The sequence below is a fragment of the Marinomonas aquimarina genome (assembly GCF_900089755.1).
Classification (GTDB): domain Bacteria; phylum Pseudomonadota; class Gammaproteobacteria; order Pseudomonadales; family Marinomonadaceae; genus Marinomonas; species Marinomonas aquimarina.
Genome location: NZ_FLOC01000009.1, coordinates 39,907 through 61,553, shown reverse-complemented (window position 1 = coordinate 61,553; position 21,647 = coordinate 39,907). Strand labels below are relative to the sequence as shown.

Sequence of the window (21,647 nt, the reverse complement as noted above, 5' to 3'; positions counted from 1 at the left end):
AGATTGTTGACAATCTGAAACGTCAGAATCAAATATAGACTGTTTTTTAAGCGAAAAATCTAATACTAAAGGCTAATATTTAGGGTGCACGTGATTTTTGTCGACAAAATGACCTATTCTTCGATTTTGCTCAATCGCCCTAATACGAGCAAGCGCTTCATTAAGCTCTTTTAAAGCACGAGTATGGTCAAGCTCATTACTGGAGTTTCCTAAATGCTCTTCGGCATGCTGCTTCGCCGCCAAGGCCTCCTCCATATCCAGTTCACTGGCACGCTGGGCAAAGTCGGCTAATAAAATCACCTTATGGGGCTGCACTTCCATAAAACCACCTGAGATAAACATAATCTCTTCAGAGTCGTCTTCCTTGACTAAGCGTGCACTGCCGGTTTTGAGAGTCGTTAATAATGGCGCATGACCAGGAAAGATGCCCAGCTCTCCGTGATCCGCTTGTACAACAACGTACTTCACAAGGTTGGAATAAAGTGTGCGCTCAGCGCTGACGATATCGCATAGAATGGTGTGACTCATGAAAGTTCCCTGTCTTTGGAGTGGATTGGCGCTGTTAATGGCTGCATACAGCTTTGGGCTAGATGACACTGTACAACAATAAGGTATCAGCGATATAGACCTCAGTTAATTGTCTATCGAAAAAGCATTAAGCATAAAAAAAGCAGCCCTAGGGCTGCTTTTTTGAGAGATGGATATCATCTAAAGTTAGATGCCAGTACCGTGACGGTATTGCTGGATAGTACGTAGACGTGCTACGGCTTCCGCAAGCTCAGCCGTGGCACGGCCAAGATCCAAATCTGAATTTTGTTGATCCAACAGGTCTTGAGCGTGTTTCTTCGCTTCAAGTGCTGCCGCCTCATCAAGATCGTTAGCGCGAACAGCGGTATCTGCTAAGACAGTAATTCGGTGTGGTTGAACTTCTAAGAAGCCACCCGATACGAAGATAAACTCTTCTTCACCGTTTTGCTTAACCACACGAACTGGGCCTGGTTGCAAGGTAGTCAACAAAGGCGCGTGACCTGGGTAAATACCTAGATCGCCTAAACTACCTGCCGCCACAAGAGTCTCAACTAAACCGGAGAAGATCTCTTGTTCCGCACTTACGATATCGCATTGCATCGTGAAAGCCATAAGTTGCCTCTTTCAAATCAGGCTTTGTCAGTGAGTATAGACCCACTGACAAGCGTGGATTAAAGTTTCTTAGCTTTCTCGATGGCTTCTTCGATGCTACCGATCATGTAGAACGCTTGCTCTGGAAGCTCATCGTATTCGCCGTTTAGGATACCTTGGAAGCCACGGATAGTGTCTTTCAAAGAAACGTATTTACCTGGAGCACCAGTGAATACTTCTGCAACGAAGAAAGGCTGAGACAAGTAACGCTGGATCTTACGAGCGCGGTTTACTGTCTGCTTGTCTTCTTCAGAAAGCTCGTCCATACCTAGGATCGCGATGATGTCTTTCAGCTCTTTGTAGCGCTGAAGAACCATCTGTACGCCACGCGCTACGTCGTAGTGCTCTTGACCGATTACTAGTGGGTCAAGCTGACGAGAAGTAGAATCTAGTGGATCGATCGCTGGGTAGATACCCAAAGAAGCGATGTCACGAGACAATACAACTGTTGCATCCAAGTGCGAGAACGTTGTCGCTGGAGATGGGTCAGTCAAGTCATCGGCAGGTACGTATACCGCTTGTACAGACGTGATAGAGCCTTTCTTAGTTGACGTGATACGTTCTTGAAGTACACCCATCTCTTCTGCAAGAGTTGGCTGGTAACCTACTGCAGAAGGCATACGGCCTAGCAGGGCTGATACTTCAGTACCCGCTAGTGTGTAACGGTAGATGTTGTCGACGAAGAATAGTACGTCACGGCCTTCATCACGGAATTTTTCCGCCATAGTAAGACCCGTTAGTGCTACACGTAGACGGTTGCCTGGTGGCTCGTTCATCTGACCGTATACTAGAGATACTTTGTCGATTACGTTCGAATCAGTCATCTCGTGGTAGAAGTCGTTACCCTCACGAGTACGCTCACCTACACCTGCGAATACAGAGTAACCGCTGTGCTCGATCGCGATGTTACGGATAAGTTCCATCATGTTTACGGTTTTACCTACACCGGCACCACCAAACAGACCAACTTTACCACCTTTCGCGAAAGGACATACAAGGTCGATTACCTTGATACCTGTTTCAAGCAATTCGTTGCTTGAAGACTGGTCAGCGTAAGATGGAGCTTCACGGTGGATAGACCAACGCTCTTCTTCACCGATTGCGCCTTTTTCGTCAATTGGGTTACCTAGAACGTCCATGATACGACCTAGTGTCTTAGTACCAACTGGTACAGATACTGGGTGACCAGTGTTTTGAACTTCTAGACCACGACGTAGACCTTCAGTAGAACCCATGGCGATAGTACGTACGATACCGTCACCTAGTTGTTGTTGAACTTCCAACACCAACTCTTTTCCCTCGATAGTGAGGGCGTCGTATACTTTTGGCACGTTATCACGTGGGAATTCCACGTCGATAACCGCACCGATAATCTGTACGATTTGTCCGCTACTCATGTTCGGATCCTCTTAATACCTTGATACCTTAAACCGCTGCCGCGCCGCCAACAATCTCAGAAATTTCCTGAGTAATGGCTGCCTGACGTGCCTTGTTGTATACCAACTGCAATTCATTAATGATGTCGCCCGCGTTGTCCGTTGCGTTCTTCATAGCCAGCATTCGAGCGGCTTGTTCACACGCAATGTTTTCAACAACGGCTTGGTACACCTGAGATTCGATGTAACGAACCAAAAGATCATTCAAGATCTCTACTGGATCAGTAGGTTCGTAGATGTAATCCCAGTGGTGCTTCAGTTGATCATTTTCTTCTGCTTCAAGCGGCAAAAGCTGTTCAACACGTGGCTTCTGAGTCATGGTGTTAACGAATTCGTTAGAAACCATAACCAGACGGTCGATGCGACCTTCGTCAAACGCATCCAACATAACTTTCACACTACCGACTAGACTTGCTGCTTCAGGAGCATCGCCTAGACCAGTAATTGCGGCAGATACATTACCACCGTAGTTTTTGAAGAAAGACACCGCTTTTGAGCCTACCGCACAGATCTCAACTTCGACCCCTGCTTCAACAAATTGCTTCATGTCTTTAATCGCAGCTTTGAACACGTTAACGTTCAAGCCACCACACAAACCACGGTCACTGGATACGATGATGTAACCAACTCGCTTGATTTCACGCTCGTTTAGGTAACGGTGCTTATACTCAAGATTCGCGTTTGCCAAGTGACCGATCACCTGACGAATGCGATCTGCATACGGACGAGAAGAGCCCATACGATCCTGAGCTTTACGCGTTTTACTTGCTGCTACTTTTTCCATAGCGCGAGTAATTTTTCGCGTATTGTTAATGCTCCCAATCTGAGCGCGTATCTCTTTTCCGACTGCCATATTAGACCTGCCCTTGTGAGAATGTTAATTCACAAACTGCAGAGATGATCGGTGGCTGGCGAACCAGCCACCCAATCATTACCAAGTTTGTGTCGCTTTAAACTTCTCAATCGCTGACTTAAATGTGCCGGCGATTTCGTCGTTGTATTTACCAGTTTTGTTGATGTCAGCCATCAGATCAGTGTGTTCACTGTTCATGTAACCTAACAATGCATTTTCAAAGCTAGCAATTTTGCTTGTTTCAACATCCGCAAGGAAGCCTTCGTTGGCAGCGTAAAGGATTACGCCCATTTCACCTACAGGCATTGGACTGAACTGCGCTTGTTTCATCAATTCAGTTACTTGCTTACCGTGCTCAAGTTGCTTACGAGTCGCATCATCAAGGTCAGAAGCGAACTGAGCGAATGCCGCCAATTCACGGTACTGAGCAAGAGCAAGACGGATACCACCACCTAGCTTCTTGATGATTTTCGTTTGCGCTGCACCACCAACACGAGATACCGAGATACCAGCGTTCATTGCAGGACGGATACCGGCGTTGAATGAGCTAGTTTCTAGGAAGATCTGACCGTCAGTGATAGAGATTACGTTCGTTGGTACGAACGCAGATACGTCACCACCTTGAGTCTCGATGATAGGTAGAGCAGTCAAAGAACCTGTTTGACCTTTAACTTCACCGTTAGTGAATTTTTCTACGTACTCAGCGCTTACGCGAGACGCACGCTCTAGTAGACGAGAGTGCAAGTAGAAAACGTCACCTGGGTATGCTTCACGGCCTGGTGGACGACGTAGTAGCAATGAGATTTGACGGTAAGCCCAAGCTTGTTTCGTCAAGTCATCAAATACGATCAATGCGTCTTCACCGCGGTCACGGAAGTATTCGCCCATAGTACAACCAGAGTATGGTGCTAGGAACTGCATTGCTGCTGGGTCAGATGCACCCGCTACAACAACAGTTGTGTATTCCATTGCGCCATTTTCTTCTAGCTTACGTACTACGTTCGCGATAGTAGATTGTTTCTGACCGATCGCAACGTACACACACTTAATGCCAGAGTATTTCTGAGCAATGATAGTGTCGATTGCTAGAGCCGTTTTACCGATCTGACGGTCACCGATGATCAACTCACGCTGACCACGACCGATTGGCACCATAGAGTCAATCGCTTTGTAACCAGTTTGTACTGGTTGATCAACGCCTTGACGAGCGATAACGCCTGGTGCAACTTTTTCAACTGCATCAGTTAGTTTCGCGTCTACAGAGCCTTTGCCGTCGATTGGGTTACCAAGTGCGTCAACAACGCGACCTAGTAGCTCAGGGCCTACTGGTACTTCAAGAATACGACCAGTACATTTTGCTTTTTGACCTTCTACAAGGTCTTGGTAGTTACCTAGTACTACGGCACCTACAGAGTCACGCTCTAGGTTCAATGCCATACCAAAGACACCACCAGGGAACTCAATCATTTCCCCGTACATTACGTCAGCTAGACCGTGGATCAATACGATACCGTCTGCAACGCTGACAATTGTGCCCTCATTCTGGGCATCTGAAGACACATCAAGTGATTCGATGCGCTTCTTAATGATCTCGCTGATCTCAGATGGATTCAGTTGCTGCATGCTAAATTCCTCAACCCTAGTTTCAATTACGAAACTCTAGGAGTTTATCGCTTCGGCCAGTTTCGCCAGTTTTCCGCGTACTGAACCGTCGATGATTAAATCACCGGTACGGATTACCACGCCACCAATAAGGCTTGCGTCTGTTTCACTGGTCAAATTGACGTTGCGGTCCAATTTTTTACCGAGTGAAGCGGCCAGTGTTTGCTCTTGTTCAGCTGATAACGCAAAAGCAGAAGTTACTACAACATCCACTGCTTTCTCGTAATTCAATTTAAACTGTTCAAATAACTCAGAAATCGCTGGAAGAAGCGTTAGACGCTTATTCTCGGCAAGGCTAACTAAGTAGCCTTTACCTTGTTCAGTGATTACTTCGCTGCACACTTCCGCCAGAGCTGTTGCCTTCTCTTGCGCACTAAAAGCTGGATTCTGAAGCGCTACGCTTAGCTTTGGCTCTTTTGTAGCAGTAGCCAATATGCTTAGCATATTGGCCCACTCAGCTACTTGGCCTTGCTCACGAGCGACTTCAAAAGCGGCTTTGGCGTATGGTCGCGCGACTGTTTTTAATTCAGCCATAGGACCCTCGCTTATAGCTCTTTGGCGAGTTGTTCAACGATCTCGCTGTGTGCTTTCTCGTCAACACTGGCACCCAAAATCTTCTCGGCACCGATAAGAGCTAGAGTTGAAACTTGTGAACGTAGTGCTTCACGAGCACGTACGACATCTTGTTCGATCTCTGCTTGCGCTGCATCACGTAGGCGTTCGCCGTCGGTGCGCGCTTGCTCTTTCGCTTCGTCAATGATTTGGTTAGCACGTTTGTTGGCTTGTTCAATAATCTCGGCCGCTTGTTCCTTGCTTTCACGTAGTGTCTTAGTCGCTTGCTCTTGAGCTAGCTCTAGATCACGTGAAGCGCGGTTAGCTGCTTCCAAACCGTCTGCAATTTTCTTGCTACGCTCTTCGAGCGCAGCAATCACTGGTGGCCACACGAACTTCATGCAGAACCACACAAAAATAGCAAACGAGATAGCTTGGCCTATTAGTGTGAGATTAATATTCACGCAAATATCCTCGCTTTAGTCGTTCAAAATTAATAAGTCACTTCAAAGGAGAGCGACGTATTAGTTAACCAAAGCAACGAATGGGTTTGCGAAAGTGAAGAACAAAGCAATACCTACACCGATCATAGAAACGGCGTCAAGAAGACCCGCAACGATGAACATTTTAGTTTGTAGCATAGGCGCTAGCTCTGGTTGACGAGCACTTGCTTCCAAGAACTTACCACCCAAGATAGCAAAACCAATCGCTGTACCCAGTGCAGCCAAACCGATAAGGATTGCTACAGAGATAACAGTTAAACCAACTACAGTTTCCATTTTAACTCCTAAATATCACAGTTTTTTAAAGTTTAAAGCGTTTTATTCAAAAAGAATTAGTGATCTTCGTGGGCCATACTTAGGTACACGATTGTTAGCATCATAAAGATGAAAGCTTGCAATGTGATGACCAAGATATGGAAGATTGCCCAAGGCACAGATAGCGCCCACTGAGCGAACCACGGCAAAATAGCGATAAGAATAAAGATCAGCTCACCAGCGTACAAGTTACCGAATAGACGCAGTGCCAACGATACTGGTTTCGCTAGTAGACCTACCATTTCCAAGACAAAGTTGAATGGAATCATGATAGGTGTATTAAAGGGCTGAAGTGTCAATTCTTTAGTAAAGCCACCCACGCCTTTAATTTTGATGCTGTAAAAGATAATCAATGCGAAGACTGATAGAGACAGACCTAGTGTCGCGTTGATATCTGTTGTCGGAACGATACGGAAGTATGGAATACCCGCCAACGTAGCTAGATGAGGGATGAAGTCAACTGGGATCAAGTCCATTAAGTTCATCAAGAAAATCCAGACGAAAATTGTCAACGCCAACGGCGCGATAACACGATTTCGGCCGTGAAAACTCTCTTTCACGCTCGTGTCGACAAATTCGACCATCATTTCAACAAAGTTCTGTAGACCAGAAGGTGTGTCAACCGACACTTTCTTCGCAGCCTTACGGAATAGCCATAGGAAGAAGATCCCCAAGCCAATCGAGAATAACATGGTATCTAGGTGAATCGCCCAGAATCCCATTGCTGCCGCTTCATCCGCACCGTGAGCAATGCCCCACGAACCGTCAGGATGTTGACCAAAGGTCAAATTCTGAAGGTGGTGCTTAATGTAGCCGGACGCGGTGAGATTTTCACTTGCCATATTTACATCCACACTTTTTCAATGATTAAAATCGTTACGCTTTGCTGCATTACTTGTTGAGCAACAAAGGACTGAGCCAGTGGCTCATAATCGCCATTCCGAAGCCGGCCAACATCGCGCCAGAAGCAAGTGGCTTGATGAAAATGAAGACAGCAGAAACCAAAATAGCCGTCAGTACCAACTTGCCCGATTCACCTCGGTAAAAGGACCGCACCACATCTTTTGCAGTTTGCGTCCCAGCATGACCAAATACGCGCCATGCCATATATAAATTCGGTAGGATGCTTGCTAAAGCCCCGGCAAAAAAAGAGTAGGCGTGTAGACCGCTCATCGCGACCAAAATTCCCACACTCAAGCCAGCGGCAAGCGCCACCTGCAAGCCAATAAAACGAAACACTGCTCGTTTTCTCATGGCAAGTAATTCACTTGCTCTTAGTGGTTTGCTAGACGCCATGCTATCCCCTAACTTGACGCACCATTGTGAGGCAAAAAAACGCGCATACAATGTGATCAAATTTAAAATCCGAGGCATTATATGAGTTATGCCAAGGCGGTTCAATACAAACACGGCATAGAAAGGACACTATTCGCGTAATGTCTATCATATTGATGCGTTTACGCACCAAAGTTGCCTGTTAAACGCCAAAAAGTTCACTCATCATGGCTTCTAGGTGGGCTTGATCACGATACTCGATCACCAATTTGCCTTTGCCTTTTGCACTCGGTTGAATTTTGACATTGGATTGGATCTTATCCGAGATTTTTGAGGCGTGAGCAGAGAAATCCGGTAATGGGGCTTTTTCGGTATTGGCTTCAGGATTTTGCAAGGTTTTGACCAGTTTTTCCGTCTCGCGTACCGATAACGATTTGGTGATCACCACGGAGGCCGCTTGGGCTTGATGTTCTGCTTCCAGCGCCAACAACGCACGGGCATGACCCATCTCAATATCACCATGCTCGAGCAATCGACGCACATCCGCCGTTAAATTAAGCAGACGCAGGATATTGGCCACCGCGGAGCGGGATTTGCCCACCGTATCGGCCACTTGTTGTTGGGTCAGACTGAATTCTTCCACCAGGCGCTGCAAGGCCATGGCTTCTTCTACTGGATTCAGATCTTCTCGTTGAATGTTTTCGATCAGCGCCAACACCACCGCATCAGAGTCTTCCACGTGACGAATGATCACCGGCACTTTATCAAGGCCAGCAATTTTCGCGGCACGCCAGCGGCGTTCACCGGCAATGATTTCATAGCGCTGCTCGGCCAATGGGCGCACTACGATCGGCTGCATAATGCCTTGATTGCGAATCGAGTTGGCTAATTCGTCCAAATGACTTGGATTGATGTCTCGACGAGGCTGGAATTTCCCTTTGCTGAGCCAATCCAGCGGCAGATACGTTAACCCTTGAATGGTGTGATCAGTCTTGCTTGCGCTGTCTTCACCAATGTCTGTTACGTCCTGAGCAGGTGCCGCTTTCGGAGCCAATAAAGCATCTAAACCGCGACCTAATCCGCGCTTTTTCATCGTCATTCCAATCAACCTTTAGTTCGAATAGGCGTTACGCCGCCACGGCGCGTTTACGAATAAATTCCCCAGCAAGGGCGAGATACGCCACGGCTCCACGGGATTGCTTTTCATAATGCAACACTGGCAAACCGTAACTCGGAGCTTCCGCCAAGCGAATATTACGCGGAATCACCGTATCAAATACTTTATCACCAAAATACTCCACCAATTGCGTCGACACGTCATGGGTCAAGCTGGGGCGAGGGTCGTACATGGTGCGCAGGATCCCCTCAATCGCAAGGGATGGGTTTAATGCCGTTGAGATGGTCTCAATGGTTTGCAATAACGCCGTCAACCCCTCCAAGGCATAGTATTCGCACTGCACTGGGATCAACACGCCTTGCGCAGCGGCTAAGGCATTCACCGTCAGCATGTTCAACGACGGTGGACAGTCTAATAAGATGTAGTCGAAGTCATGTTCCACTTCATACAAGCCCGCGCGCAGACGAGTTTCCTTGCTCGGCAGGTCCAACAGCACCACTTCCGCCCCGGTTAAATCACCGTTGGCCGGCAGTACTGTGTAGCCCGCCGTTTCACTGTAGATCATGGTTTCTTTCACACCATGAGTACCGACTAGCACATCAAACACAGATTTTTCGAGTTCTTCTTTTTGCAAACCACTGCCAGTGGTCGCATTTCCCTGAGGATCGAGGTCAATCAACAGTACCCGACGCTTCATGGCACTTAAAGAAGCGGCCAGGTTGACACAGGTAGTGGTTTTACCTACGCCGCCTTTTTGATTGGTCACTGCGATGATTCGCGCCATAGCTTACTATCCTTTGCGGGTCATGATCACCATGTGACGTTCAGCATCAATGGTGGGAACACTCAATGGTTGGATCTCTTGTACCGTCACCGTGTCCGGAAGTTGTTCCAGTTCATCGTCTGGGTACACACCTTTCATGGCTAAGAAATTACCACTTGCCGACGGTAATGGTAAGCACCAATTAATCATATCTTCAAGGGAAGCAAAGGCACGTGAGGTAACGTGATCATAGGCCCCTTGGTGGGCGTGGTTCTCCACCCGTTCATTGGCTACGGTGACATTTTTCAGCCCCATTTCCATTTTCACTTGCGTCAGGAAACGGGTCTTTTTGCCATTACTATCCAATAAGGTGAAGTCATGCTCTGGTAAACAAATGGCCAAAACCATGCCAGGTAGACCAGGGCCGGTGCCGACATCGATGATTTTCTTACCAGTAATGAAAGGTAGGGTCGCCAAGCTATCCAACAGGTGCAAAGACACCATTTTGTCCGCATCGCGAATGGCGGTCAGGTTGTACGCCTTGTTCCACTTTTCCAGAAGACCTAGATATTGAACAAGACGATCAACCGTCTCATCAGAAAGCGAGATGCCCATGTCACCGGCACCACGCTTGAGGGTATCAAAATAACTCACAATGATTCCTAGAAATGCATACTATTGGATGCTGATTCTAGGCACTTTTGCTGCTTATGGCACGTTTTTTCAAGTGAACTAACAGTAAAGATACCGCAGCAGGGGTTACCCCTTGGATACGAGATGCCGCCGCCAGCGTCGCCGGACGGGCTTCGGATAACTTCTGTTTCACTTCGTTAGACAAGCCATCAATCACCGAGTAATCGATGTTTTCCGGCAATGGGGTATTTTCTTGTCGACGTAAACGCTCAATATCTTCCGCTTGACGCGAAATATAGCCCGCGTATTTCACCGTAATCTGTACCTGTTCAGCCACTTGTTCGGCAACCGGTTGTTCCGGAGCGTTTTTCAGATTCGCTACGTCCGCGTATTCCACATTAGGGCGCTTCAACAAATCCAGCAGGCTGTATTCGTGTGTGATCGGCGTTTCTAATTTTGGATTAATGGCCTCGGCTTCCGGTGTGTTCGGTACAATCCAAGAGGATTTCATACGCTGGGTTTCTTGTGCGATCGCTTCACGTTTTTCGCAGAAAGCGGCCCAACGCTGTTCCGATACCAAGCCCACTTCATGTGCTTTTTCCGTCAAACGCATATCGGCGTTGTCTTCACGAAGGATCAAACGGTACTCCGCACGGCTGGTGAACATACGGTACGGTTCTTTGGTCCCCATGGTGATCAAATCATCCACCAACACACCTAGGTAAGCTTCGTCACGACGCGGTGTCCAAGCGTCTTTGCCTTGTGCTTGCAGTGCGGCGTTCATACCGGCTAACAGACCTTGCGCACCAGCTTCTTCATAGCCAGTGGTGCCGTTGATTTGTCCAGCGAAGAAGAGACTTTCCATATGCTTGGTTTCAAGCGAGTACTTTAAATCTTGTGGGTTGAAGTAATCGTATTCAATGGCATAACCCGGGCGCGTAATGTGGGCATTCTCCAAACCTTTCATGGAACGAATCAGATCCAGCTGCACATCAAACGGTAAGGATGTGGAAATGCCATTTGGGTAAAGCTCATGTGTGGTTAAGCCTTCTGGCTCAATAAACACCTGATGCGAATTTTTATCAGCAAAACGTACGATCTTATCTTCAATCGAAGGACAGTAACGTGGTCCAACGCTGTCAATCACACCTGAGTACATCGGTGAACGGTTCATACCGGCACGAATGATATCGTGGGTTTGCTCATTGGTATGGGTAATGAAGCAGTTGATTTGCTGTGGGTGCAAAGCACGGCTGCCTAGGTAAGACATCACTGGAGTGATCTCATCGCCTGGCTGTGTCTGCATCACCGAAAAGTCTACCGTGCGGGCATCAATACGCGGCGGCGTTCCGGTCTTTAGTCGGTCAATACGGAATGGCAAAGCACGCAGTTTTTCAGCAAGTCCCAATGATGCTGGGTCACCAGCACGACCACCGGAGTAATTTTGCATACCAACGTGAATAATACCGCCGAGGAAAGTACCGGTCGTTAGGACAACCGTTTTACTCAAAAAGCGAATACCACTTTGTGTCACGACGCCACGCGCCGCGCCATTCTCGACAATCAAATCTTCACAAGATTGTTGGAACAACCAAAGGTTCTCTTGGTTTTCCAACATCTCACGAATCGCCGCTTTATATAAAATACGGTCAGCTTGTGCGCGAGTAGCACGTACCGCTGGTCCTTTACGGCTGTTTAGGGTACGAAACTGAATGCCCGACATATCGGTGGCCAATGCCATGGCTCCGTCTAGAGCATCAATCTCTTTCACCAGGTGGGACTTCCCAATACCACCAATCGCTGGGTTACAAGACATTTGTCCCAGCGTTTCAATATTGTGAGTTAGAAGCAGGGTTTTAACACCCATACGTGCTGCAGCAAGAGCGGCTTCGGTACCAGCATGGCCACCGCCGACTACAATCACATCAAAGCGAGTTGGGAAATCCACACAAACCTCGGTAATGAATAAAAAACGAACAGTTGATTTAACAAGGGCGCTAAGTATATCGGGTAAATTGCAAATTGAAAGAGATGCTCTCGCCTACCAACCCGGTCATCAAAAACAATATAAGAAGGTTATATAGTGTTTTCTTATGTTTAAGTTAATTATATACCCAAGCAAATTCTGTGCTTAACCCTAAAAAGTTATTATATTTCATCACTTTATACACATAAGAACTTGTTAAGAAGCGGCCTGTATTCCTGTGATGTGAATAACTAAAGCTTGTGAATAAAAGTGTGAGTTATACAAGCGGGTTTTTGGCTTGTGGAATTGTCCCAACCTGTGCAAAACTTCTTATGCACTTATTACCGATTTTGTCCACAGCGATACTTTTCCATATCTAACTGTATAAGCTAATGAATTTGTTAATAATTTTACTGTTTTTTGGTTATACATACAGGTCTTTACTCAAGAAATAATCCACAGACGATTTTTTGGGATTTTTTTTCATCTTGCACGAATCTTCTCAAAAATTTTGTGAATAAAATTTCTTGACAGCGCTAGCACGCGCTCTTTTCTATTGTGAATAAAACATGAAAGCTAACGATCTCAAGCATTGTGGATAGCTTTAACCGTGGCTGGCTTGCGCTTTTGGGGACAAATGCCTATTTTTAGACAGTCGGTCTAATTGGAGAAGTGAACTATGGAAGCCGTACAGTCCCGCCGTGGCCGTCCAAAGCAGAATGATCTGAGTTATCTCGATACACGAGAGTCCTTATTGCGTGCTGGTGTTGCTTGGCTGACACAAGCGGGCTTCCACGCGACTGGTTTGGACCCAATGCTGCGTTCAGTGCAGGTGCCGAAGGGTTCTTTTTACCATTACTTTGACAGTAAAGAGGCGTTCGCCTTAGCGGTGTTACAGCGTTATCGCGACTACTTTGAAAATAAGCTCGATCGCTACCTATTGGACGACACCTTGCCCCCTTTAACACGCCTGCGAAATTTTATCGAAGCAGCAAGATTAGGGATGGAAAAATACGCTTACAAACGCGGCTGTTTGGTCGGCAATTTAGAGCAAGAGGCGACGGCTTTGCCGGAGGCGATGCGCCAAGCGGTCCAAGCAACCTATCAAAGTTGGCAGAACAAGGTCGCAGATTGCCTTAGGCTGGCACAACAACAGGGCTTGTTGGACCGTGAAGCGGATGTCGCGGCCTTGGCGCACGTGTTTTGGGTCGGTTGGGAAGGTGCAGTGGCGCGCGCACGGCTGATGCAATCAAGCGCTCCATTGGTGCAGTTTGAGAAGTTTTATTTAGCGGGACTGCCTCGTTAACAATTTGTCTATTTATAGACATCCAGTCTAATTAGGAGAATATCATGTTTAACGCAGTACTCATTAACAACGACGAACAAGGTTACCATGCTTCGTTAAGCAAGGTGTCAGAGCAGGATTTGCCTGAGGGCGATGTGCAAATCGCTGTGCAAGCCAGCACTTTGAACTACAAAGACGCACTGGCGATCACAGGTAAATCGACCATCATCCGTGACTTTCCGATGGTGCCTGGTATCGATTTGGTAGGCGAAGTCCTATCTTCGAGCAGCGAGCGTTTCCAAACGGGCGACCAAGTGCTGTTAAATGGCTTCGGTGTAGGAGAAAGCCATTGGGGTGGTCTTGCTGAACGCGCTAGCTTAAACAGCGACTGGTTGATTGCTTTGCCCAGCGCTTTTACGCCTGAGCAAGCGATGGCCATTGGTACCGCAGGCTACACCGCCATGCTCAGCGTGATGGCTTTGGAGAAGCATGGTCTGAGCCCTGATCAAGGGCCGGTTCTAGTGACGGGTGCCAACGGTGGGGTGGGCAGCTATGCGATACGTCTGCTCAGCAAACTCGGCTTTGATGTGGTCGCCAGTACCGGACGCCCAGAAGAAGCCGATTACCTGAAAAAGCTCGGCGCCACTGAAATTATTGACCGTGCGGAACTGAGTGGTACGGGCAAACCGTTACAGAAAGAGCGTTGGGCGGGTGTGGTCGATTGTGTTGGTAGCCAAACGCTTGCCAACGCCTGTGCTAGCACTCGCTATGGCGGTGCAGTGACAGCCTGTGGCCTCGCTCAGGGCATGGATTTCCCGGCCACAGTGATGCCCTTTATCCTGCGTGGGGTGACACTGTACGGCATCGACAGTGTTAAGCGCCCAATCGCCGATCGTGAACAAGCTTGGCAGCGTTTGGCAGAAGTGTTATCAGCTGAAGACTTGGATCATATTAGTGCTGTGGTGGGCTTAGAAGACGCCATTGAGTACGCTGAAAGTCTGCTCTATGGCCGCGTACAAGGACGTGTAATTGTGAAGATGTAAGCCTTGATAGGCTGACATAAGGCCAACAAAAACGCCCACCAGTGGTGGGCGTTGTTCGCTTACTTTCCGATACAGAAGGAGCCAAAGATGCGTCCCAGCAAATCATCGCTGGTGAAGGCCCCTGTGATCTCACTCAGCGCCTGCTGAGCTTCTTTTAGGTCTTCCGCGAGCAATTCCCCTGCACCATAGCCATGCAGTTGCTCAAAGCCTGCCTCCAAGTAACGATTGGCTTTCTGCAGCGCTTCAATATGACGGCGACGGGCGATAAAGCCCCCTTCCGTGGTGCTGTCAAAGCCCATCACACTCTTCAGATGAGTGGTGAGTGCATCAATACCATCGTTGGTCTTGGCCGATAACGAAATGACTGGCAGGCCGTTAACCTCTTCGTAGCCGGTGCTTTCCTTCGTCAAGTCGACCTTGTTACGCACTAAGGTTAAGTGATCCTGAGCGGTTAGCTGACTCATAAATTCTGGCCAGATTTCGTTCGGGTCGTTAGATTCCAGCGACTGGCTATCGACCATTAGCAAGATACGATCGGCCTTGTGAATTTCTTCCCAAGCGCGCTGAATACCGATGCGCTCGACCTCGTCTGGGCTGTCACGCAAACCAGCGGTATCAATGATATGCAGCGGCATACCGTCCAAGTGTATATGCTCACGCAAGACATCACGGGTGGTGCCTTCGATCGAGGTAACAATGGCCGAGTCTTTGCCCGATAAGGCATTTAAAAGGCTCGATTTACCGGCATTGGGACGCCCAGCAATGACCACACTCATGCCTTCGCGCAGCAGTGCGCCTTGATTGGCTTCTTTCATCACGCTGTGAAGTTTATTGCGGATTTCTTCAAGGTCGGCTGCCACTTTGCCATCGCCGATAAAGTCGATTTCTTCTTCTGGGAAATCAATTGCGGCTTCTACATAAATGCGTAGATGAATCAAAGACTCAACCAGCTCATCGACACGCTTTGAAAAGGCCCCTTGCAGTGAGCGCAGTGCACACTTGGCGGCTTGCTCTGAGGACGAGTCAATCAGATCGGCAATGGCTTCGGCTTGGGTCAGGTCCATTTTATCGTTTAGGAAGGCACGTTCTGAGAACTCTCCAGGGCGTGCCAGACGTGCGCCAAGCGCCATACAGCGGCTCAGTAGCATATCGATAATAACGGGGCCGCCGTGGCCTTGTAGCTCGAATACATCTTCCCCGGTGAAGGAGTTCGGACCTGGGAAGTACAGCGCGATGCCCATATCCAACTGTTCGCCTTGTGCGTCTTTAAACGGCACATAATGGGCGTAACGTGGCGTGGGTTCAAAGCCAATGATGGCCTGAGCGATTTCAAGACTTTTGGCGCCAGAAAGGCGCACGATGCCAACCCCACCGCGACCTGGCGCAGTGGCTTGAGCAACGATGGTATCTTGGTCAATGAGCTGTTGAAAATCTGACATAGCGACCTGTGCAATCGAATAAAGAATTAGGCTTAGTGTAAGACGTTAATAGCAAAAAGGCCTCCCGTAGGAAGCCTTTTTCGAACTGGAGTCAGGTGGAAGGCTAGCCTTCGCCCTTCTCGATGTTCTTAGTAATCACATACTGCTGGATGATCGACAATGTGTTGTTCACTACCCAGTAAAGTACTAGACCTGCAGGGAACCACAAGAAGAAGAAGGTAAATGCGATTGGCATAATCTTCATGATGCGGGCTTGCATTGGGTCTGGCGGAGTTGGGTTCAACGCTTGCTGACCTAGCATACTTAGACCCATTAGGATCGGCAGTACGAAGTATGGGTCCATCGCTGATAGGTCATTGATCCATAGCATAAATGGCGCATGACGCAGTTCTACAGACTCCATCAATACCCAGTATAGTGATAGGAACACTGGCATTTGTACCAAGATTGGAAGACAGCCACCGAGTGGGTTGATCTTCTCTTTCTTGTACAGCTCCATCATCTTCTGCGACATGGCTTGACGGTCATCGCCGTGCTGCTCACGTAGGCGTGCTAGTTCTGGTGCGAACTTACGCATTTTCGCCATTGAGCGGTAACTTGCTGCAGACAGCTTGAAGAACAAGGCCTTCACACAGACTACGATCAGGATGATTGCCACACCCCAGTTAATCACGAACGATTGAATCGCCGTTAGCAACCAGAACAATGGTTTCGCTAGCCACCACAACCAACCGTAATCCACAGTTAGGTCTAGGTTTTCAGCGGTTGCCGCCAGTTGATCTTGAAGTTTTGGACCCACGTAGAAGGTTGAGCTCAAAGTGCCTTGCTGACCTGCTGGGATTTCCACCGCTTGGCCAGTGAAGCCAATTAGGTTAAAGCCGTTGTTGGTACGCGCTTGAATGGTTACTTTTTGACCTTGCTCTGGGATCCAAGCCGATACGAAGTAGTGTTGTAGCAAGGCTACCCAACCTTTCGTAGTGATTTCTTTCACTGGCTCTTCTTCCATGTCGTCAAACGACACTTTGCGGTATTTGTTCTCTTCATCCGACACCGCGCCACCTAGGTAAGGCTGTAGGCCCATACTGGTCGCTGTGCTTGGGTCTTCTGAACTGTCACGTTTGATCTGGGCAAACAGGTTACCGCGCCAAGTGGCGTCGCTGCTGTTGTTGACCGTGATCAACTGACGAATGCTGTAGCCGTCTTTCGTGAACTGGAATGTTTTGGTGTAGCTCACGCCTTTGGCATCGGTGAAGTATAGGTTCACATCAAGTGTGTCCTGGCCTTCTGCCATGGTGTAAGACGTTTGCTCGGCACGGTATACCGGACGCTCGCCGCTGGCATCAGGGCCATCACGACCGACCAGACCGCTTTGCGTCACGTAAATGCGCTCACCACCGTTGTCCAAAATCACGAACGGCTCTTTGCCTTCAAGTGTTTTGTAGTGCTGCAATAAAGAGGCTTCCACCAAATCACCGCCCACTGGGTTGATCGCTACATCAAGCGTATCAGTCTTAACGTGAATCAGCTGACCTGTGGCAACTTGCGCTGCTTGATCTGGAATGTCGGCGTTGCTCGCCGCTAAGGTTGTGCTGTTGTCTGTGCTTGGAAGATCGGAATCGGCATTGGCAGCGACAACCGCTTCGCTTGATGTGCCTGCAGTTTGAGCCGTTGCAGTTGTGCCGTAGTCTTGGTTCCACTGCAGAAACAGCAGGTAGCCACTGACAAACAGCGCTCCCCATAAAAAGTAACGTCTGAAATCCATGGTATTCAACTAGTTTGGTTGGTTGGACAATGGAGGTGAAAACACCCTTTTAAAAATCACGCCGTATTAAACCAGTCTTTAGCTGAATTTTCAGCCTATTTCTGCTTTGACTTGCGTTGTTTTTGCTCAGAATTTGGCTTTTGGGCTTTCTTCGCTAACTGCTTCCACGCTTTTTCTAAACGTTTATGCAGTTCAGGGTTGTCCACATCGCGAATGCCTTGGCGGGCTAGGAAAATGATGTCGAGACCAGCGAGCAGCTCTTGGTGATGGCGAAATGAATCGCGTACCACGCGTTTGATGCGGTTACGGCCGACGGCTCTCTTATCGGTTTTTTTCGACACTATCAAACCCAAACGTGCATCAGTGGGATGCTTTCGAGCTAATAGCAGAAATTCGCCTGCGAAGACTTTAGAGGAGGTGTCGTTAAAGACGGATTGGTAGTCCCCGGCATTCAGGAGTCTGACCTGCCGGGGAAACATAAAGCGTGACATCAAAGATTACGCGCTTAGAACCTTACGACCGCGAGCACGGCGAGCCGCCAATACTTTACGACCGTTTTTAGTTGCCATGCGAGCACGGAAACCGTGTGAACGCTTACGTTTTAGTACGCTAGGTTGGAAAGTTCTTTTCATTTCTATATCTCACTGAATCAGTGTCTAAGTGTGAGGGTTAGCGTCCGCCAAGCCTCTTGGTTTGATTACAAATCAGGGCGCGGATTTTAGAGCGTTTGTCAGAACAATTCAATCGGCCTAGAGCGCTTTTCTGTGAAAAATTTAACCAACAAATTCACTCATAATTTACTCACAGCCTTATCCTTCGTCTGTGAGTAAAAAACAAAATAGCCTTCTTTATTTATGCACATGGTGATGTGTAAAGCATGAAAAACTATTTATTAACAGTGACTTGATATTTAAAACGGCTGTTAATAAAAATATTCCAAAGCCGCTGTTAATATGTGGGTAAGTAGGTGTTTTATACACACCGGAAGCGTTTAATGCACCGCTGTGTATAACTTATTTTGTTATTAACATTTTTGCATAGCCAATAAATTCGGGTGGATAACATAATTTTTTGTGGATAAGTGTCGGGCCTCACGTTAAAATCCCCCTCTTGCTTAAAATTTATCGAATTTCAAACTCAATCAGGGAGAGCGTTTATCGTGTCTTTGCAGTATTGGGAGCGCTGTCTTGTGACCTTGCAGGAAGAGTTTTCCACATCGCAATTCAATACATGGATTCGTCCGCTGCAAGCGGAGGTCGAGTCTAATGGCGATCTGTGTCTGTATGCTCCAAATCGTTTTGTGCTCGATTGGGTCACCAATAAATACCAAGCGCGCATTAAAGAGCTGCTATCGGAGTTTGCTGGTAATGAACCTGCGCCCAGTTTAGTGCTGTCGGTACGTCAGGCCGGTTTTGTGAAACCAACGCCGCCACCTCCACCACCAGCGCCCGCGCCGAAAGCCGCGGAACCGATTGCACGCACCGCGCCAGCCTCTGAGCCTCAGTTTGAATCTGGCTACAGCCCAGGCTTTAGCTTAATGGACGATGACAATGATGGCCCTGAGATTGAGTTCGAAGCGCCACTAAGCTTAGGTGACCATTATGTGCGCCCTGAGCCAGAGCCCTACGAACAAGGCCAGTTACCCCTGACACCGCCCAACCGCAAGGTGGAAGTGGAAGGTGGTATAAACCATGGTGCGAATCTGAATAATTCATTTACCTTCGAAAACTTCGTTGAAGGTAAATCGAACCAACTTGCCCACGCGGCCGCGCAACAAGTGGCGGAAAATCCTGGTGGTGCTTATAACCCACTGTTTATCTATGGTGGTGTGGGCCTAGGTAAAACCCACTTAATGCAAGCGGTCGGTACTGAGCTGATGCGTCACAACCCCAATGCCAAGGTGGTGTATCTGCATTCGGAGCGTTTCGTGGCGGATATGGTGAAGGCCTTGCAACTTAACGCCATCAATGATTTCAAACGTTACTACCGCTCGGTAGATGCGTTGCTAATTGACGATATTCAGTTTTTTGCTGGCAAAGACCGTACCCAGGAAGAGTTCTTTCACACTTTTAACGCGCTGTTAGAAGGTGGCCAACAGATGATCTTGACCTGTGACCGTTACCCGAAAGAGATCCAAGGTCTTGAAGATCGTCTAAAATCTCGTTTTGGTTGGGGCTTAACCGTCGCTATTGAGCCGCCTGAGCTGGAAACCCGTGTCGCGATTTTGATGCGTAAAGCGGAAGAAAGCGGTGTTAAATTGTCTTACGATTCGGCATTCTTTATCGCACAGAAAATTCGCTCCAACGTGCGTGAGTTAGAAGGTGCGTTAAAACGTGTGATTGCCAACTCCCACTTTACTGGCCGTTCGATCACGCCAGATTTTGTGCGTGAGTCGTTAAAAGACTTATTGGCCTTGCAGGACAAGTTGGTGAACATTGATAATATCCAGCGTATTGTCGCTGAGTATTACAAGATTAAGATCAGCGATCTGCTGTCGAAACGTCGCAGTCGCTCGGTGGCACGTCCACGTCAAGTGGCCATGTCGTTGGCGAAAGAGCTGACCAACCACAGCTTGCCGGAAATTGGTGAAGCCTTTGGTGGTCGTGACCATACCACGGCGTTGCACGCGATTCGTAAGATTAAAGAATTGCAGGATACGGATTCGGATATCCGTGAAGACTACAAACAATTGATGCGCATTCTGACCACCTAATTGGTCTAAGACATTGAATTAACGAGGAAAAGAATGAAATTTTCAGTCGTCCGCGAAACGTTACTAAAGCCACTACAACTGGTTGCCGGTGTCGTTGAGCGTAAACAAACGATGCCAGTGTTGGCCAATGTTTTGGTAGAAGTAAAAGACCAAACTCTTACTTTGACGGGTTCTGACCTAGAAGTGGAATTGGTGGGTCGTGCGCCACTAGATGAATGCCAAGAAGGCCGTGTTACCGTACCAGCGCGTAAGCTGATGGACATCTGTAAGAGCTTGCCTGACAGCGCTGTGATTGAGTTCTCGCTAGACGATCAAAAAGCAGTGATCCGCTCTGGCCGCTCACGCTTTACGCTATCGACTTTGCCAGCGGAAGAGTTTCCGAATATCCAAGATATGCAAGGCGACTTGGTGGTGAACATTGCTCAAGGCAGTGTGCGTAGGCTGATTGACCGTACTGGTTTTGCCATGGCCAACCAAGACGTGCGTTACTACCTAAACGGTATGCTATTTGAAGTAGCCGATGGTCAACTACGTGTTGTCGCAACCGACGGTCACCGTCTGGCAACAGCGATCGAAGATGCACAGGTGAAAGGCGACCTAACGCAAGTGATCGTACCACGTAAGGGCGTATTGGAACTGAACCGTCTATTAAACGACTCAGAAGACGAAGTAGAACTAACCATTGGCTCGAACCACATCCGTGCCAAAGTGGCAGACTACACCTTCACTTCTAAGCTAGTTGATGGCAAGTTCCCTGATTATCACCGCGTAATCCCGCGCAATAATGAAAAAGTGGTTGCAGCAGATCGTTTGGAACTGCGCCAGGTTTTCCTTCGTGCGTCGATCCTATCGAACGAGAAATACCGTGGTGTGCGTCTGAACCTATCGAATGGCATGTTGCAAGTATTTGCCAACAACCCAGAGCAAGAAGAAGCCGAAGAATCGGTATTGGTGCAATACCAAGGTGATAGCCTAGAAGTAGGTTTCAACGTCGGCTACTTGCTAGATGTGCTTGGTGTAATCGATTCACAAGAAGTACGCATTTCTTTGAACGATTCCAACAGTAGCGCCTTGATCGAAGAAGGCCAAGGTCACGCGTCCCAGTACGTTGTGATGCCAATGCGTCTGTAATCGAATTTAAGAGGGTGCAT

22 protein-coding genes are annotated in these 21,647 nt (G+C 48.1%); 4 read left to right on the top strand and 18 right to left on the bottom strand.

What is annotated here, in order from left to right; translation table 11 throughout:
• Positions 1 to 72: 72 nt before the first annotated feature.
• The 14 genes from MAQ5080_RS08930 to mnmG all read right to left on the bottom strand — a co-directional run bounded on the left by MAQ5080_RS08930 (position 73) and on the right by mnmG (position 12,236).
• On the bottom strand, positions 73 to 528 hold the full coding sequence (locus tag MAQ5080_RS08930) for a F0F1 ATP synthase subunit epsilon (protein WP_067205767.1): 456 nt from the start codon (positions 526 to 528) through the stop codon (positions 73 to 75).
• Between the two features lie 186 nt (positions 529 to 714).
• Positions 715 to 1,140 (bottom strand): F0F1 ATP synthase subunit epsilon, encoded by a 426-nt coding sequence (locus MAQ5080_RS08925; protein ID WP_067205765.1) that lies wholly within the window; start codon positions 1,138 to 1,140, stop codon positions 715 to 717.
• Between the two features lie 59 nt (positions 1,141 to 1,199).
• Positions 1,200 to 2,576, bottom strand: a complete 1,377-nt coding sequence (gene atpD, locus MAQ5080_RS08920) for a F0F1 ATP synthase subunit beta (RefSeq protein WP_067205762.1) — start codon at positions 2,574 to 2,576, stop codon at positions 1,200 to 1,202.
• Positions 2,577 to 2,604: 28 nt separating this feature from the next.
• On the bottom strand, positions 2,605 to 3,468 hold the full coding sequence (atpG, locus tag MAQ5080_RS08915; RefSeq protein ID WP_067205760.1) for a F0F1 ATP synthase subunit gamma: 864 nt from the start codon (positions 3,466 to 3,468) through the stop codon (positions 2,605 to 2,607).
• A gap of 78 nt (positions 3,469 to 3,546) precedes the next feature.
• Positions 3,547 to 5,091 (bottom strand): F0F1 ATP synthase subunit alpha, encoded by a 1,545-nt coding sequence (atpA, locus tag MAQ5080_RS08910; RefSeq protein ID WP_067205758.1) that lies wholly within the window; start codon positions 5,089 to 5,091, stop codon positions 3,547 to 3,549.
• Between the two features lie 36 nt (positions 5,092 to 5,127).
• Complete coding sequence (locus tag MAQ5080_RS08905; RefSeq protein ID WP_067205756.1) at positions 5,128 to 5,664, bottom strand: F0F1 ATP synthase subunit delta; 537 nt, start codon at positions 5,662 to 5,664, stop codon at positions 5,128 to 5,130.
• Between the two features lie 11 nt (positions 5,665 to 5,675).
• A complete protein-coding gene (locus MAQ5080_RS08900) occupies positions 5,676 to 6,146 on the bottom strand; it encodes a F0F1 ATP synthase subunit B (protein ID WP_067205753.1) in 471 nt (156 codons plus the stop codon).
• A gap of 60 nt (positions 6,147 to 6,206) precedes the next feature.
• Positions 6,207 to 6,461, bottom strand: coding sequence for a F0F1 ATP synthase subunit C (atpE, locus tag MAQ5080_RS08895; RefSeq protein WP_067205750.1), 255 nt, complete (start codon positions 6,459 to 6,461; stop codon positions 6,207 to 6,209).
• A 56-nt stretch (positions 6,462 to 6,517) separates the two neighbouring features.
• Positions 6,518 to 7,342: a F0F1 ATP synthase subunit A gene (gene atpB, locus MAQ5080_RS08890; protein WP_067205747.1), complete on the bottom strand. Its 825-nt coding sequence runs from the start codon at positions 7,340 to 7,342 to the stop codon at positions 6,518 to 6,520.
• Positions 7,343 to 7,391: 49 nt separating this feature from the next.
• Positions 7,392 to 7,796, bottom strand: coding sequence for an ATP synthase subunit I (locus MAQ5080_RS08885; protein ID WP_067205744.1), 405 nt, complete (start codon positions 7,794 to 7,796; stop codon positions 7,392 to 7,394).
• A 181-nt stretch (positions 7,797 to 7,977) separates the two neighbouring features.
• Positions 7,978 to 8,874 carry a ParB/RepB/Spo0J family partition protein gene (locus MAQ5080_RS08880; RefSeq protein ID WP_067205741.1) on the bottom strand — a complete coding sequence of 299 codons (897 nt, stop codon included), beginning with the start codon at positions 8,872 to 8,874 and terminating at the stop codon, positions 7,978 to 7,980.
• A 28-nt stretch (positions 8,875 to 8,902) separates the two neighbouring features.
• Positions 8,903 to 9,676: a ParA family protein gene (locus MAQ5080_RS08875; protein ID WP_067205737.1), complete on the bottom strand. Its 774-nt coding sequence runs from the start codon at positions 9,674 to 9,676 to the stop codon at positions 8,903 to 8,905.
• A gap of 6 nt (positions 9,677 to 9,682) precedes the next feature.
• Complete coding sequence (gene rsmG, locus MAQ5080_RS08870) at positions 9,683 to 10,309, bottom strand: 16S rRNA (guanine(527)-N(7))-methyltransferase RsmG (RefSeq protein WP_067205734.1); 627 nt, start codon at positions 10,307 to 10,309, stop codon at positions 9,683 to 9,685.
• A gap of 37 nt (positions 10,310 to 10,346) precedes the next feature.
• Positions 10,347 to 12,236, bottom strand: a complete 1,890-nt coding sequence (gene mnmG, locus MAQ5080_RS08865; protein ID WP_067205731.1) for a tRNA uridine-5-carboxymethylaminomethyl(34) synthesis enzyme MnmG — start codon at positions 12,234 to 12,236, stop codon at positions 10,347 to 10,349.
• Positions 12,237 to 12,933: 697 nt separating this feature from the next.
• Here mnmG and acuR point away from each other — a divergent pair.
• Positions 12,934 to 13,560, top strand: a complete 627-nt coding sequence (gene acuR / locus MAQ5080_RS08860) for an acrylate utilization transcriptional regulator AcuR (RefSeq protein WP_067205728.1) — start codon at positions 12,934 to 12,936, stop codon at positions 13,558 to 13,560.
• Positions 13,561 to 13,604: 44 nt separating this feature from the next.
• A complete protein-coding gene (gene acuI / locus MAQ5080_RS08855) occupies positions 13,605 to 14,582 on the top strand; it encodes an acrylyl-CoA reductase (NADPH) (RefSeq protein WP_067205723.1) in 978 nt (325 codons plus the stop codon).
• 59 nt (positions 14,583 to 14,641) lie between these two features.
• Here the strand turns inward: acuI and mnmE are convergent, their stop codons facing one another.
• The 4 genes from mnmE to rpmH all read right to left on the bottom strand — a co-directional run bounded on the left by mnmE (position 14,642) and on the right by rpmH (position 18,415).
• Positions 14,642 to 16,021 carry a tRNA uridine-5-carboxymethylaminomethyl(34) synthesis GTPase MnmE gene (gene mnmE / locus MAQ5080_RS08850; protein ID WP_067205720.1) on the bottom strand — a complete coding sequence of 460 codons (1,380 nt, stop codon included), beginning with the start codon at positions 16,019 to 16,021 and terminating at the stop codon, positions 14,642 to 14,644.
• A 103-nt stretch (positions 16,022 to 16,124) separates the two neighbouring features.
• Positions 16,125 to 17,783 (bottom strand): membrane protein insertase YidC, encoded by a 1,659-nt coding sequence (yidC, locus tag MAQ5080_RS08845; protein ID WP_067205717.1) that lies wholly within the window; start codon positions 17,781 to 17,783, stop codon positions 16,125 to 16,127.
• A gap of 95 nt (positions 17,784 to 17,878) precedes the next feature.
• Entirely contained in the window at positions 17,879 to 18,262 is a 384-nt protein-coding gene (gene rnpA / locus MAQ5080_RS08840) for a ribonuclease P protein component (RefSeq protein ID WP_231870775.1), read from the bottom strand.
• Between the two features lie 18 nt (positions 18,263 to 18,280).
• A complete protein-coding gene (gene rpmH / locus MAQ5080_RS17235; protein ID WP_082861000.1) occupies positions 18,281 to 18,415 on the bottom strand; it encodes a 50S ribosomal protein L34 in 135 nt (44 codons plus the stop codon).
• A gap of 527 nt (positions 18,416 to 18,942) precedes the next feature.
• Between rpmH and dnaA the strand changes: the two genes are divergently transcribed.
• Complete coding sequence (gene dnaA, locus MAQ5080_RS08835; RefSeq protein ID WP_067205711.1) at positions 18,943 to 20,496, top strand: chromosomal replication initiator protein DnaA; 1,554 nt, start codon at positions 18,943 to 18,945, stop codon at positions 20,494 to 20,496.
• 33 nt (positions 20,497 to 20,529) lie between these two features.
• Complete coding sequence (gene dnaN / locus MAQ5080_RS08830; RefSeq protein ID WP_067205708.1) at positions 20,530 to 21,627, top strand: DNA polymerase III subunit beta; 1,098 nt, start codon at positions 20,530 to 20,532, stop codon at positions 21,625 to 21,627.
• Positions 21,628 to 21,647: the final 20 nt, after the last annotated feature.